Annotated in this window: 10 protein-coding genes and 1 pseudogene; 2 read left to right on the top strand and 9 right to left on the bottom strand. The window is 59.5% G+C overall.

The window, feature by feature from the left end; genetic code table 11:
- The first annotated feature begins 308 nt into the window (after nucleotides 1-308).
- On the top strand, nucleotides 309-1,286 hold the full coding sequence (locus AB5975_25890) for a methyl-accepting chemotaxis protein (protein XDR19873.1): 978 nt from the start codon (nucleotides 309-311) through the stop codon (nucleotides 1,284-1,286).
- A 170-nt stretch (nucleotides 1,287-1,456) separates the two neighbouring features.
- On the opposite strand, the gene AB5975_25885 is transcribed toward AB5975_25890, so the two are convergent.
- The 9 genes and pseudogenes from AB5975_25885 to AB5975_25845 form a co-directional block, all read right to left on the bottom strand.
- Nucleotides 1,457-4,603: an efflux RND transporter permease subunit gene (locus AB5975_25885; protein XDR19872.1), complete on the bottom strand. Its 3,147-nt coding sequence runs from the start codon at nucleotides 4,601-4,603 to the stop codon at nucleotides 1,457-1,459.
- Nucleotides 4,600-6,063 (bottom strand): efflux RND transporter periplasmic adaptor subunit, encoded by a 1,464-nt coding sequence (locus tag AB5975_25880; protein ID XDR19871.1) that lies wholly within the window; start codon nucleotides 6,061-6,063, stop codon nucleotides 4,600-4,602. The genes AB5975_25885 and AB5975_25880 overlap by 4 nt, the downstream gene beginning before the upstream one ends.
- Nucleotides 6,060-7,313: a TolC family protein gene (locus AB5975_25875; GenBank protein XDR19870.1), complete on the bottom strand. Its 1,254-nt coding sequence runs from the start codon at nucleotides 7,311-7,313 to the stop codon at nucleotides 6,060-6,062. Before AB5975_25875 ends, AB5975_25880 begins: the two co-directional genes overlap by 4 nt.
- A gap of 90 nt (nucleotides 7,314-7,403) precedes the next feature.
- Nucleotides 7,404-7,640: a hypothetical protein gene (locus AB5975_25870; GenBank protein XDR19869.1), complete on the bottom strand. Its 237-nt coding sequence runs from the start codon at nucleotides 7,638-7,640 to the stop codon at nucleotides 7,404-7,406.
- Nucleotides 7,641-7,852: 212 nt separating this feature from the next.
- Nucleotides 7,853-8,325: pseudogene (locus tag AB5975_25865) on the bottom strand (OsmC family protein).
- A gap of 401 nt (nucleotides 8,326-8,726) precedes the next feature.
- The gene (locus AB5975_25860; protein ID XDR19868.1) at nucleotides 8,727-10,022 is read right to left on the bottom strand and encodes a DUF1254 domain-containing protein; all 1,296 of its coding nucleotides are present in this window, start codon (nucleotides 10,020-10,022) and stop codon (nucleotides 8,727-8,729) included.
- A gap of 63 nt (nucleotides 10,023-10,085) precedes the next feature.
- Complete coding sequence (locus tag AB5975_25855) at nucleotides 10,086-11,576, bottom strand: DUF1254 domain-containing protein (GenBank protein XDR19867.1); 1,491 nt, start codon at nucleotides 11,574-11,576, stop codon at nucleotides 10,086-10,088.
- A 295-nt stretch (nucleotides 11,577-11,871) separates the two neighbouring features.
- A complete protein-coding gene (locus AB5975_25850; protein ID XDR19866.1) occupies nucleotides 11,872-12,429 on the bottom strand; it encodes a GNAT family N-acetyltransferase in 558 nt (185 codons plus the stop codon).
- Nucleotides 12,430-12,540: 111 nt separating this feature from the next.
- Entirely contained in the window at nucleotides 12,541-13,335 is a 795-nt protein-coding gene (locus AB5975_25845; GenBank protein ID XDR19865.1) for an aminoglycoside phosphotransferase family protein, read from the bottom strand.
- Between the two features lie 170 nt (nucleotides 13,336-13,505).
- Between AB5975_25845 and AB5975_25840 the strand changes: the two genes are divergently transcribed.
- Nucleotides 13,506-14,126, top strand: a complete 621-nt coding sequence (locus tag AB5975_25840; GenBank protein ID XDR19864.1) for a tyrosine-type recombinase/integrase — start codon at nucleotides 13,506-13,508, stop codon at nucleotides 14,124-14,126.
- Nucleotides 14,127-14,235: the final 109 nt, after the last annotated feature.

Raw genomic sequence — 14,235 nt, 5'->3', positions numbered from 1 at the left:
GTGGCAACCTCCTGAAGCGGCGATGGCGGACATGTCTTCATGAGTATGCGTGCAATTAGCTGATGCACGGTGCATGTCGCCAAATGCGCATGCTCTGGTGGACCGCATGAAAGTCACGCAGGGACAAGCTGGCTGGCAGGTTCAAGCAAGCAATAGGGGCTGGCAGTAGAGGATAGTGGCGCTGCCTCACCAGGCGATCTCTTACTTCATACGTACTGCATTTAAGCGCCGGCCTCCCGCCGGCGTTTTTTGTATGACGTCCAGAGCGCGTACGCCTGTACGTCGAAAACCACAGCAGGAGCGGGTGCATGTTTTTCAGGAAAGTCCACTGGATGCAGGCGTTTTCCCAGGCACTGGCCCAGGCCCAAGCGGGGCAGGTGCCACAGCGCTTTGAGTACCCGCTGCTCGCGCGTTGTCCCGAGGTGCTGCAAGGTTTGAGCGAGGTGGTTGCGCAGCGCCAGCAGAGTGCTTTGGCGTTGCGCCGGCTGGAAGTGTCGCTGGGAGCCCGAGAGGTAGAACTGGAGGCCGCTCGCGCTAGCTTGCGAGCAGCGGAGCTGCGTGAAGCTGGCCTTGTCGAGCGCAATCGTGAACTGGACGCACGACGTGTCGAGCTTGCGCAGCAGGCGCAGGTATTACTGGATCAACAGCAGCTTTGGGCGTTGTTGCAGACCACGCTTACCGAAGGGGTGTGGGATATCTCGGTAGCCCATGGCGATGTCGGGCACCCGTCCAGTCACATGCGGTTTTCCGACCAGTTCCGCTGCCTGATGGGCTATACATCCGAAGAGTTGCCTGATGGCTGGCAATCTCAGGTCGACATCACTCATCCAGACGACCTGCCGGGCATCATGAGCGTCTTCGATGCCGCGATCATCGCGCCGGTTGAGGCGGCGGAGTACGTGTTCGAATACCGCATGCGCCACAAGCAGCGGGGTTATATCTGGTGCCGCGAGCGAGGGCGCGCAGTGCGAAACGAGCAAGGGCGGCTGGTGCGCGTGATCGGGGCTGTGCGGGATATCAGCGATGAGCGCAGTGTCCAGGCCAGCCAAGCGCAGATGCGCCAGCAGAATCAAGCCAGCTACGAGCGTATCGCACAGATGATCAGCGTCATTCGAAGTATCGCCGAGCAGACCAACCTTCTGGCGTTGAATGCGGCCATCGAGGCCGCCAGGGCGGGCGAGGTGGGGCGAGGGTTTTCGGTGGTTGCCGATGAAGTGAAGAAACTCGCGCAAAGTACCCGCCAGGCGACGCAACAGGTTCAGGACATGCTCAATGGGCTTTCCTAGCCGGTTGCCAGGCCGTGCAGATGACCGACACCTGCGTGGACTGCACCCAAAGGTCACTTGAAACTCATCCTGTTTGCTGGGTTCTGGCAAACAGGATGAGCAACCGGAGGGTTAGTGCTTGCGGATGTCTTCGATCGTCGCAGCGCTCCCCTCCATAGGGAAATCGAACCTCACCTTGCCCCTACCTTCAAGCCGTCAACCTGTCGGCGTCGGATCATCCAGTACGCTGCGGGGATGACGAACAGCGAGAGCAAGGGTGCAGTCAGCATGCCGCCCACCATCGGTACAGCGATTCGCGCCATCACTTCGCTGCCGGTGCCGTCGCTCCAGAGAATCGGCAGCAGCCCTGCGACAATTACCGCCACGGTCATGGCTTTGGGGCGAATACGATGCACGGCACCTTCGCCAATCGCGTCCAGCAGCGCTGCTTGCGTGTGCTCGCCTTTGGCTAGGCGCTCGGCCCAGGCGTTGTTCAGGTAGAGCAGCATGATGACGCCGAACTCCGCGGCCACCCCTGCCAAGGCGATGAAGCCGACACCCGTGGCCACCGACAGGTTGAAACCCATCAGATAAAGCAACCACACACCACCGGTGAGGGCGAAGGGCAAGGTACCCATGATCAGCAGCGCTTCTTCCATACGGCCGAAGGTGAGGTAAAGCAGAACGAAAATGATCGCCAGCGTTGCCGGTACCACCCACGTCAGGCGAGCATTGGCACGCTCCAGATACTCGAACTGGCCGGAGTAGCTGAGGCTCATGCCGGGTTCAAGCTTCACCTCGCGCTCTACCACTTGGCGCAGGTCGGCCACCACGGACGACAGATCACGACCGCGTACGTCGATGTAAACCCAGCCCGAAGGGCGGGCGTTCTCGCTCTTGAGCATCGGTGGACCATCGGTGATGCGCACCTGTGCGACGGTACCAAGGGTGATCTGCCCGCCCTGGGCTGTGTAGATCGGCAACTGACGCAGTGCATCGGCGGAGTCTCGCCATTCCCGTGGGTACCTTACGCTGATGGGATAGCGCGCCAACCCTTCAACCGTTTCGCCAATGGTTTCACCACCGATGGCTCCGGCAACAATGGCTTGCACGTCTGCGATGTTCAGGCCGTGGCGCGCTGCCGCCTGACGGTCGATATCGAGGTCGATGTAGCGCCCGCCAGTCAAGCGCTCAGCCAATGCCGAGGTCACGCCGGGCACCGTTTTCGCTGCCCGCTCGACGGCCAGTGTCACGCGATCGATCAGCCCGGGGTCGCTGCCAGCCACTTTCACGCCAATGGGGCTCTTGATGCCGGTAGCCAACATGTCGATCCGGTTTCGAATGGGCGGAATCCAGATGTTGGTCAGCCCTGGTACCTGAACTGTCCGGTCGAGCTCTTCAATCAGCTTCTCGCTGGTCATACCCGGTCGCCACTGGTCTTTCGGCTTCAGGCGCACGATGGTTTCGAACATCTCCAGCGGCGCGGGGTCGGTCGCCGATTCGGCGCGCCCGGCTTTGCCAAATACGCTGGCCACCTCGGGCACGGTCCGAATCAGCTGGTCGGTGCGCTGCAGCAACTGTGAAGCTTTTTGGGTGGATAACCCAGGAAGCGCAGAGGGCATGTACAGCAGGTCGCCCTCGTCCAACGGCGGTAGAAACTCCCCGCCTAAATGGTTCAATGGCCACAGGCTGCTGAGGAGGATCAGCAGTGCGCCCATCAGCGTCATGCGTGGTCGGCGTAACACAACCTCCAGCGCGGGGCGATACAGCCGAATCAGCCCGCGGTTAAGCGGGTTGCGCGCCTCCGCTGGCAGCGGGCCGCGAATCCAGTAGCCCATCAGCACCGGTACCAGCGTCACCGCCAGCCCTGCGGCAGCAGCCATGGCGTAGGTCTTGGTGAACGCCAACGGTGCGAACAACCGTCCTTCCTGGGCCTGCAAGGTAAAGACCGGAACGAACGACAGTGTGATGATCATCAGGCTGAAGAATAGGGCCGGCCCCACCTCGACTGCCGCCTCGGTCATGACCTTCCAGTGTTGTTCGCCCTGCAGCTGGCCCCCCGGGTTGCGGGCATGCCAGGCCTCGACATGCTTGTGTGCGTTTTCGATCATTACCACTGCCGCGTCGACCATTGCACCGATAGCGATAGCGATGCCGCCAAGTGACATGATGTTGGCGTTCATCCCCTGATGGCGCATGACGATCAGTGCAATCAGCACCCCCACTGGCAGGGAGACGATCGCCACCAGTGATGAACGCAGGTGCCAGAGAAACGCCGCGCACACCAGTACGACCACGATGAACTCTTCGAGCAGTTTTTGGCTCAGGTTGTCCACGGCGCGGTCGATCAATTGGCTGCGATCATAGGTGGTGACCAGCTCCACCCCGGCGGGCAGGCCCTTCTTCAACGCTTCGAGTTTTTCCTTGACGCGGGCAATGGCTTCCCTTGCGTTTTTGCCGCTGCGCAAAATGACCACACCACCCACGGCCTCGCCCTGGCCATCCAGTTCACCAATCCCTCTGCGCGCCTCTGGCCCAAGCTGTACGGTGGCGACATCGCCAAGCGTTACTGGTGCGCCATTGGTGGCCAGACGCAGGGGGATGGCGCGCAAATCATCGAGTGTCTTCAGGTAACCCGAAGCACGAACCATGAATTGCGCCTCACCTTGCTCAAGGACACCCCCGCCGGTTTCCTGGTTGGCCTTGGCGATGGCATCCGTCACCTGCGCTTGGGTAATGCCAAGCGTGGCCAGGCGCAACGGGTCGAGCACCACTTGGTACTGCTTGACCATGCCGCCGATACTCGCCACTTCGGCGACATCAGGCAGGGTCTTGAGCTCGAAGCGCAAGAACCAATCCTGCAGGCTGCGCAGTTGCGCCAGGTCATGACCACCACGGCGGTCGACCAGCGCGTATTGATAAATCCAGCCCACACCTGTGGCATCTGGCCCGAGTATGGGTTTGGCCGACGCAGGTAGGCGCGATTGCACCTGGCTCAGATACTCCAGGACCCGCGAGCGTGCCCAGTAGAGGTCGGTGCCATCCTCGAACAACACGTAGACGAAGCTGTCGCCAAAGGCCGAGAAGCCGCGCACTGTCTTGGCGCCAGGCACTGAGAGCATGGTGGTGGTCAGTGGGTAGGTCACCTGGTTTTCCACAATCTGTGGCGCTTGCCCAGGGTAGGAGGTGCGAATGATGACTTGCACGTCCGACAAGTCCGGCAACGCGTCGATTGGCAGGCTACGCACCGAGAGCACGCCCCAGGCCACCAAAAACAACGTGGCGAACAGAACCAGCACCCGGTTGCCCACCGACCAGCGTATCAGTTGCGCAATCATGGCTGACTCTCCTGCGCACCGATCTGCTCGATCACCATGCCTTCGTCACGTTCGCGGATACCAAAGTGAATGCGACTACCCACTTTCAGCCCGGCGAGCATCACGGAGTCGGCCACCGGGAAGGTCATGGTCATTCCAGGCATGCCCAAGGTGATGAAAGGGCCATGGGCGATGGTGAGCTGCTTGCCGTCTATCTGCACAATTTGCCCGTCTGCCTCGTGCAGTGGCGGTTGTGCAGGTACCAGTGGGGTCTCTTGCGCAGTTGCAGCCTCGATGCCCTTGAGGCTGGCCTCGGAGTCAATAAGAAATTGCCCCGACGCCACTACCCGCTGGCCTGCCTGCAGCCCTTGCAGCACGGCGACCTGGCCACCGCTTTCCTGGCCCAGCACCACTTCGATCGGGCGGAAGTGGCTTTGATCTTCGGCAAGCATCACCACATTGCGTTTACCGGTACGGATCACGGCCTCGGCAGGTATCAGCAAGCTGTCATCGGCTTGCCCAACCGGATGCAGGGTGACCTGGGCGGTCATGCCAGGGCGCAATCGACCCTCGAGGTTGGGCAGCTCGATGCGCAGCCGCAAGGTACGGCTTTGCAGGTCCGCATCAGCCAGCAGCGCTGTCAGCTTGCCGGTCAATGCATGGCCGGGATAGGCGGGCAGTTCGGCTTGCACTGCCAAGCCTTCACGCAAGCCCTGAGCCTGAGCTTCAGGTACTGCTGCCTCAAGCCAGACGTTGGTCACACCGTTGATGCGCGCCAGGGTAGCGCCAGGTAGTACGGTCATGCCTGGGCGTAGCTCCAGCGCCTGGATGACACCGGCGGTGGGGGCAACCAATGTCACCAGGGCCTGCACCTTGCCGCTGCGTGCGACCCGGTCAATCAACGTCGCCGGCATTCCCGCCAGCAACAGGCGCTGGCGGGCGGCTGCCTGCAGGCCGGCATCACCCGAACGACGCAGCGCCAGAAACTCTTCTTGCAACCCTACCCATTCTGGCGCAAGTACATCGGCCAGCGGTGCCCCCTTGGTCACTGCATCACCTGTGGCGCGCCCGTAAGTGCGTTCGACGAACCCTGCGGTTCGCGCTTGCAGCACACTGAAGTCGCGCTCGTCGAAGGCCAGTACACCGCTGACCTGCAGTGTGCGCTCAAGGCGACCCTGGGTAACTGTCGCCAGCCTGACCCCAAGGTTCTGCTGGATACCCGGCGTAATCTGCACAGCGGGCCGTGTGTCATCCGGGGTGCCTCCCGCGTATTTCGGCACCAGCTGCATATCCATGAAGGGCGACTTGCCTGGTGCGGAAAAGTGTTGCTGCGGGTACATCGGGTCGTACCAGTAAAGTGCCTTTTGCTCCTCTGAACTCGGCGCCTTGGCACTTTGCCCGCGTGCTGCCAACCAATAGCCCGCACCGCCACCCAGAGCCAATGCAACGGCTGCGATCAGACCGATAGACGTACTTTTCATGCCCGCACCTCGCCGTACGCGAAATGCAAACGTGCCGCTGTCGCTGCCAGTTGGCCTTGCAGGTCTAAGTCCTGTAACCGCGCGTCTACCCGTTGCCGCCGCGCCGCGAGCACTTCACTCAAGGCCGATTTGCCTGCTCGGTAATCTGCCAATGCCAAACGCACGCGTGCTTCGGCGAGCGGTAGCAGGGTGTCTCGGCTTCGCGCCACTGCACGCTGCAGGCGCTGGTATTCAGCCATGTCTGCCTCCAGCTGCGCGGTATGCTCCCGCAGGGCCGCGTCTTGCTCGTCCTCCAGCTGGCGCACCTGTGCACGCCGGGCGGCGATCATCGGGTCTTGCCGAGAGCCTGCGAACAAGGGCAATTGAAAACTGACCTGCACACTCACCATGTTGCTGAATGCCGGCCCGCGCCGTTGGTAGTCCAGTTGCCAACCCCAGTCAGACTTCTTCTCGGCTTGCGCCTGATGCACCTGGGCTTCGGCTTCTCGGCTCATGGCGCCATAAACCGCCAGCGCAGGGTGGGCGTGTAGCGCATGCAGGTAGTCAGTTGCATTTACCGCCCACTGAGGAAATGCGCGTGCTTGCACATCTGCGTCCTGGCCGGTCCAGCGTTTGAGGGCGGCTCGCGCCTGGCTCGCCTGGCTTAGCAGCAGGTCTTTCTGCGCGTCCAACTGAGCCATTTCCTGGTTTGGAGCAAGTGCATCGGTTGCTGCACCGCCTCCGCCGGCCAGGCGGGCGTGGACGGCCGAAGTCAGCAGCTGATTCTCTTTGTAGAATTCGTCGAATTGCTGCAGCTTTCGCTGCACCGTGTAGGCCGCCAGCCACGCCTGTGCCGTCGCTGCGCGTACGTTTTGACGCTCCAGAACCGCCTCGGCATCGGCGCGTTCAACCGCTGCCCGCGCGGTTTCGACCCGTGCCTTGCGTTTGTCTCTGTTGGGCACTTCCTGGGACAGGCCAACCACCTGCATGGTCATGAAGTCTCGGCTTGTGCTCCAGCGATCACTGCCGTCCACCGGCAGGTTCTGCAGCCCGAGATTCAGCCGAGGGTCGGGCAGTTCACCCGCAGGCAGGATCGCGCTGCGTGTCGCCGACACCTGCTCCTGGCGTGCCTGAAGCGAAGGGGCATTGCGCTCTGCCAGTTGCAGCGCATCGTCCAATGAAAATGAAGCGGCCTGCGCCGATAGCGTCGGCAGCAGGATTACCAGGCCGAGCGCAAGCGTCCGTCCTGGATGCAAACGTAGGGGAGTCATGAGCATGATTCCTCGAAAAAACCAGCGCGCACGCGCATGCCATCGTTCGGCCGCCAAGGCAGAACAATCGTGTGAGGTTTTACGAAGGAATCAGGCCCGAGGAGGGCGCCAGTGGTCAGGCGGGGCGCTGGCTACCAGGCTTTCGGTATAGGTATCGGCAGGGTGCGAGGTAGCGAAGGTCAACACAGGCTCCAGCATGCTGACCTGGAGCGCAGTCGCCGTTCTACATTCCTGGCCGACCTTGCAGGTTTTGGTGTCGTGATGGGAGGACTTGCCCTGATCTTGCTCCTGGCAGCAGTCGTGCTCCATGCCGGCCATCATTTGCATACCCATGGCCTGCATGGGGCACGGTTCTATGGGTGAGTCGATACCCGCCATCCCGTTGAAAGGAAGCGCGATAACCAGCAAGAAGAGGGTAACCAGTCGCAAGAAGCGGTTCATGCGGCGAGTGTAAGCGAAGTCGATTAGCGCTGCATTAACGTTGCTTGGCGCGATACCGGGCACGGTGGCATGCGCCAGCTTGCTGACCCACTGGGAATCTAGCGCTGATGGTGAATGACAGCCCTGCATTTGATGGGGAAGTTGACCGAGTTGGCAATAAGCACTCATGATGAGCATCGTCATGCAGACGCATCGCGAGGTCGATATCCGATTGGCTGCTGATGACGATCTGAGGCCGCAACTCTGCGTCCTTGAAATGCCCCTTTTGCTGTGCATCGCCCTCAACCATCCGGGCCACTGGGTAGTCGACGTACTCCAGCACGTTCACATTGTTGACCGCACACAAATGGAGATACCACAGTTTATGGCAGGCCGAGATCGAGGCCAGCAACATGTCTTCTGGGTTCCAACGATTGGAATTGCCGCGAAAGGCCGGGTCGGCGCAGCCGAGGATTTGTGGCTTGCCCAGGCCTTCTACAGTGAAGTCCCTCTGGTAGGACGTATAGCTGGAAGTACCTTCACCCGTGTTTCCCGTCCAGTTTACGGTAACAGCGTATGCGTGTTCTTTCATCGTAGCGCCTGTGTTGTAAAAGCTGCCCGGAAGATAATGTTGGCCCCTGCCTGTGCTGAAAGTATCTTGCACGCGCTAGGTGGCTTCGCACCAGCACCTGATGATTGCAGTGGTGCATGCCCTCACGGTGCGTACGCACAGCGTCTTCCAGCGTTCTGGCCTGATGCTATCCTTGCTGACCGGCAGCTCTGGGTTGATAACGGCTAACCCTGATCACACAAGACGCCTCCAGCAGTCAGCTGGGGCGGGGGTTAATTTGCGTGTTTAGAAAAAGTTTCTTTTGCGTCAAGGGAGCAATCAAGGTGTGAAAGGGCCAGGCCCGAAGACGTCTGCGTAACTCAACGGCTCCTGAGCGCACCCTCAGAAGCCTTTACCAGAGAATGCAATACCCTCCGCACGAATCAGTGCGAGGTCACTTCGACGGGCGGGAACTTGTACCCGCCGCCTTGCACTGCCTTGCTCGGGCCATACAACCTCAAGACAATGTAGGCATCCTTTTCCGGAATTGGCAGGTAATTGGGGTTGCTCTCTTCACCCTTGGCGCTCAGCTCAATGGTGTATTCGCCATTGGCATCCGGTTTGAGTGTGCGGTCGCCGCAGCTATGGCGATTGATGGCGTTGTGGGCCATCAGGCGGTTGTCTGAGGCGTAGACGGTAAAGGACCAGAACTGGCTGACCTCGGGCGCCTTGAAGTGCATGGCGTACGACTTACCATTGGCACCATTGATCGGCTTACCGTCGGCAGCGGTCTCGGTGCGCAGGTAGATACTTTCATCTGGGGGCAGCCCCCACTGGCCGATGTAGGTGCCCTCGGCGAACAGGTCACGGGGGCCGTCACCCAACTGCTCGCGGGTGCCCAGCAGCTTGCCGGCGTCGGTCATCTTCGGAGCGAGGTCCTTGATGTGCTTCATGCCCAGTTCCTCACCCTTCTTCGCAGCTGCCAGCTGCTCCTTGGTGAAGTTTTCTTTGCAGGGTTCGACGCCGACTGACTTGTACTGGTCGAGCCATTTCTTGTCGGCCTGGCCCATGTTGCCGTCACACAGCACGAAGTTCACCCGTTGCAGCCAATTGGTCTTGGCTGGGTCGGGGTAAGTGCGCTGCTTGGCTTTTGGGCCGGGCTCGCCCAGGTAGGCCGAAAGCGTACGGATGTTCCAGTCATCCATGTAGGCAAGCGCCTTTTTCTGGTCCTCAGGCCCGGTGGACATGATCCTGCCCATCAATTTAACCAGGTTGGACTCGACACGGATCACTTCGGTGACACTGTCGGGCACCGTGCCCTTCCACTGGGGTGAGGCGAACATGAAGTGGCCGCCTTTGGTGTCCCGCGTGCGGGAGCCGATCATGGACGTCGTGTAATGGCCCATGTCCATGGTGTGCAGGATCCAGTAACGACCTTTTTCCATGTCCGGAACGCTGACGATCACGGGTTCTGCGGCGATATCCAGCCAGCCCATCAAGTGCAGCGTGTCATTGTTGATGGTCGGGTGATCGACGTAGGTGTCATCGGCCAGGTGGCGGATGTTCTGAAAGCGATTGAGCGGCGTGTTGGTCTTGACTGCCGTCTCATAGAAGAACTTGTAGGCCTCGTCCATTGAGTAACCATAGATGTAGGCATCTTCCGCCAGCTTGTCGGGGATCTGTGCGAAGGCCGGCACGGCAAGCGAAAGCAGGGCTGCTCCAAGCACCATGGGTTTCATCAAGTCTCCTCGGGCCAGCGGGCCAGCCCCTTTGGTTTGGTTTTTCAAGGTTGTAGGCAGTGCTCAGGGGATTACCCGTTCGAAGTCGGGCAACTTGAAAGTCTTGTTGTTGAACGCTTCGGTGGGACCGTAGAAGCGCATGGCCGGCAATGGGCGCTTGCCGGAGGTGGGAATCCAGTTGGCTTCCTCGCCTTGTGGGGCCGTCGGCCCGATATAGATCGTCACGCCGCCATCGGCATTCTTCTTCATCTTGTCGACGTCGAACGACGACAGCGTGGTGCGGTTGCTGTCGCTGTAGATGAACGAGAAGGTGGCTCGGTCATATACCGTCAGCGCCCAGAACTGCTTTACCGGCATGTCCTTGGGCACATCGAGCTTGTAGAGCTGGCCGGCTTCCAGCGGTTTTCCATCCTTGTCGGCCATCGCCATCTGGTACGACGTCGCCGGTGAGGCGCTGAGGACTTTAGGCATGTAAGTGCACCAGAAGTACTCCGCTGCCCGTTCGAGCAGGTCGATGCGATCTTCGTAGATGAACGTGAACTTGTGATTGGCATCTGGCTGCAACAGCGAGACGTAGTGCCGATCCGGCCAGTACACGCGCTTGGACATCTCGGTGTCGAACCATTGCTGGAGGAAGAACCAGGCATCGATGGCGGCCTGGTGCATGGCCTTCTTGGCGGTTTCGTCCGGTGCGAAAGGTTTGCCCTTGACGATGCCCAGGGACGACAGCATGCCCATCATGACCTTGTCGTGTTCGCGCACTGGCTCCACGCTCATGATCGCGTGCATGTCTTCGAAGTGACGTTCGTCGTAGAACGGCAGCGTCGGGTAGCGCTCATGGGCTGGGTCGATGAACTTCTGCTGCGGTGGCGACTTGGCTTCAGCCAGGTAATACATGCGCAGGCGCTTGGCGTATTCGTAGGCGTCCTTGGCGGTCTTGCCCGCGGGCGGCACCGAGCGAAACGCCAGGGCGATACGGTAGTTAGGCGAGGCCACATGGATATAACCCTTGGGTACCTCACCCTTGTAATCAGGTGCCGTGAACAGGTACTTGCCACCTTTGCCTTTGTCGAGCCCTGCCGGGCCTACATCGGCGATGGTGAGTTGCCAGGCATCCACCACCTGGCCATAAAGGCTACCGTCCGCAGAGGCTGCCGGGATTTCCAGCACCACAGGGCCTTTGCGCAGGTCCGTGTAGGCTGCGATGTAAGGCGTGGTGCTATTGGCAGTAATGGCTTCAAGTTGCGGGCTAGCCGTTGCCGAGTAGGCAATGATGTCATTGTCCTTGTAGCCAAGATCCTTTTCGGCAGCACGGCGGAAGGAATAGATGGCAATCGCCGGCATGTTCCAGAGGATGGCTTCGAACGCACGCTGGTACTTGATCTGGTAGTCGAAGTCCTTCACCGAAGGGGTGGCTCCCGCTGGGGGTTGCCCGCCCAAGGGTTCGGTTGCTGCCTGCGCGGTGACGACAGTACAAGCGGCAATGGCTGTGACTAGCAGGCAAGGCTTCAGACAGGTGACCATCCGAGTCATCAATCCCTCAATGGCATCCATGAGGATCTCCTGTGGGCAAGAGACTGCCGGTAGCCCGCTGCTTTGCAGCATGGCCGCCTTCATCGAACTTGAAGCAGTGTAGGTGAGGTTTTCTGGACAATCGGGAAAATGCTTACGTTTTGCACCCGTTCTTTAACGCCGCTGCGGTGGCACGGGTTGCATCACTCGCCAAGGCTGCACCACCACTTATGGCATCACGGAATCGACCTATGACTGGCATTTGCGCGAGTGGTCTATCCCCATCAATCTGACCGTCACCCAACTGCTCAGATGGCGGCGACTGAGTGCATAAAAACTAGCGGCCGGCAATTGACCTTTCTAACCAGTCAGCACGAGTCATCTCCCATATTTCGACCTCCATCATTCCAGATACAAATTCTCCTGCCTGCACGTCTACCAAGCGCATACCCTCATGTTTCGAGACCCTGCGAGATGCGTCGTTGGCAACAGCTTTGGGAACCTGCATGACCGGACGCGACAGTGTCTCGAACCAATAGGCATTGATAATCCGGCATGCCTCACGCATGTAGCCCTTTCCCCACCACTGTGGTGCGAGCCAGAAGCCTCTGTTGTTTCCAGGCTGATCATACAAACTGATGCTACCCAGGGTGCAGCCAGCATCGTTGCGCATGCGGATCATCCAGTGCCTTTCACGACCTGCTGCCATAGCAGGCAGGGCGATATCTCGGACATAAACCAGCGCCCCGTCTTCTGGATACGGCCATGGGACACGACGATCCAGGTAGCGAACCACCTCCCAGCAGGGGAACAGCTCCTGAATGATGGGTGAATCCTCCAATTGGAGAGGGGTGAGAACCAGCCGATCGGTGATCAGCGTCGGAAGACAGTCCATGACATTCGTTCCTGGGCATCCCTGTGAGACGTTGATTATCAGTACAGGGCTTGCCTGTGTCGACCGCTCTCTGATTTGTGAAACGTCACTGGCCTCGCCCTACCGTAAAACTCACAAACCGAGCGCCAACGCTGCAAGCTTCGCCACCTCAAGGGGTACATTCGGATCAATGTCGTCCTCGAGCATCCAGGCTGCTGACAACCCGGTCCAGGCGAGCACCCATTGCAACAACCTGCGGCGATCAATTTCGGAAGCTTGTGCCACGACCCCTATACGGCGCTCGAAACAACCTGGAGCCAAAGCGCTTTTGATATCCGGATTGCAGAAAATATTCGCGTAATCGAAGCCGCGCTCACCGTACAGTCCCTTAGGATCGATAGCGAGCCATCCCTTGGGGCCAAAGTCCAAGACATTTCCGTGATGGATATCGCCATGCAGTACCGTGACTTCGCGAGGGCACCTAAAAAGTTGGCGGGCGGTTTCTGCGCTTTGTTCAAATACACCTCTGTGCGTTGCCGCTGCGCTCCATAAGGCTTCGAACCGTTTAACCAGGGGGACCAAAGCAGGTAGCGGTTTTGTACGAGGGATGTGGAGGCGGCGGACCACCGCACAGATAATACGAGTAGCCTCGTCGTCCTGGCCGCAGCTTACCATGTGCCCAAGGGAGACCGAGCCGTTCGCCCGCTCCATGAGTAAGGCCTCACCGTCATGTGCCAGCACGGGAGCTGCTCCTTCACCGTCCCACCAAGCCATAAGCAGGTTGCCTGCTTGCTCTTCTAGCGCTTGCGAGATTTTGAGCATGGCTGGCAGGCCGTGGTGGCGAACGGGCAGTAGATGTCCATTCAGCGAGGCGAAAGCATCACCGTCGATGGTCAGCTCCCATCGTTTCAAGTATTGATCAAACATAAATTTATTAACTTTCGCACTTTCCAGAGCAGCATCATGAATGATTGAGGCATAAGACGAAATGTCTGCTTAGGTCAGCACTGCTGACTTGTCCCTCGGGTAGCTTTGGTCGGTTAGCGCCCCTGGATCGGGATGACCATCCTTGTCCTCCCTCACGTGGAGGACAAGCCATGAAAACCATTACGACCGGCAGCCATCAACCTTGGAACAAAGGAAAATTGGTCGGGCAGAAAGCCCCGCTCCGACTCAAAGATATCTGGGCCATTCGGGTAAGGCTCCAAATCGCGGAGGAAACTCGTGATTTAGCTCTCTTCGATCTGGCCATCGACAGCAAGCTACGAGCCTGCGATTTGACCAAGCTTCGTGTACGCGACGTTGCGCATGGGGAGCACGTGTCATCGCGAGCAATAGTGATGCAGCAGAAAACCCAGCGCCCCGTGCAGTTTGAGATTACTGAGCAAACGCGGGTGGCTCTGGAGGCCTGGATACATCAAGCCCATCTCCATAGCGAGGATTGCCTTTTTCCAAGCCGGCTACACGCCTCACTGCAACTCTCTACCCGGCAATACGCCCGAATCGTCAAAGCTTGGGTAAAAGCTATTGGCCTTGATCCAGCCATGTATGGCACCCACACGATGAGACGTACGAAGGCATCGCTGATCTATCGCAGGACGAAGAATCTGAGAGCAGTTCAGCTCCTGCTAGGCCATACGAAGCTTGAGGGCACGGTGCGATACCTGGGCATTGAGGTCGATGACGCATTGGAGATGGCGGAGCAGACGGAGGTCTGACAACTTACAGCGGCGGTCGAGGTATGACCGTCGCTATCCGACCCATAGCAGACAGCGATCCAAAGCTCTATAGTCAGTACCGGCTGCATCGCCGGCAAGCTGTGCAGGA

It is taken from the genome of Pseudomonas putida (assembly GCA_041071465.1).
GTDB lineage: Bacteria > Pseudomonadota > Gammaproteobacteria > Pseudomonadales > Pseudomonadaceae > Aquipseudomonas > Aquipseudomonas putida_P.
Note: the sequence above shows the minus strand (reverse complement) of the source record. Positions and strands in the feature narration are given on the sequence as shown.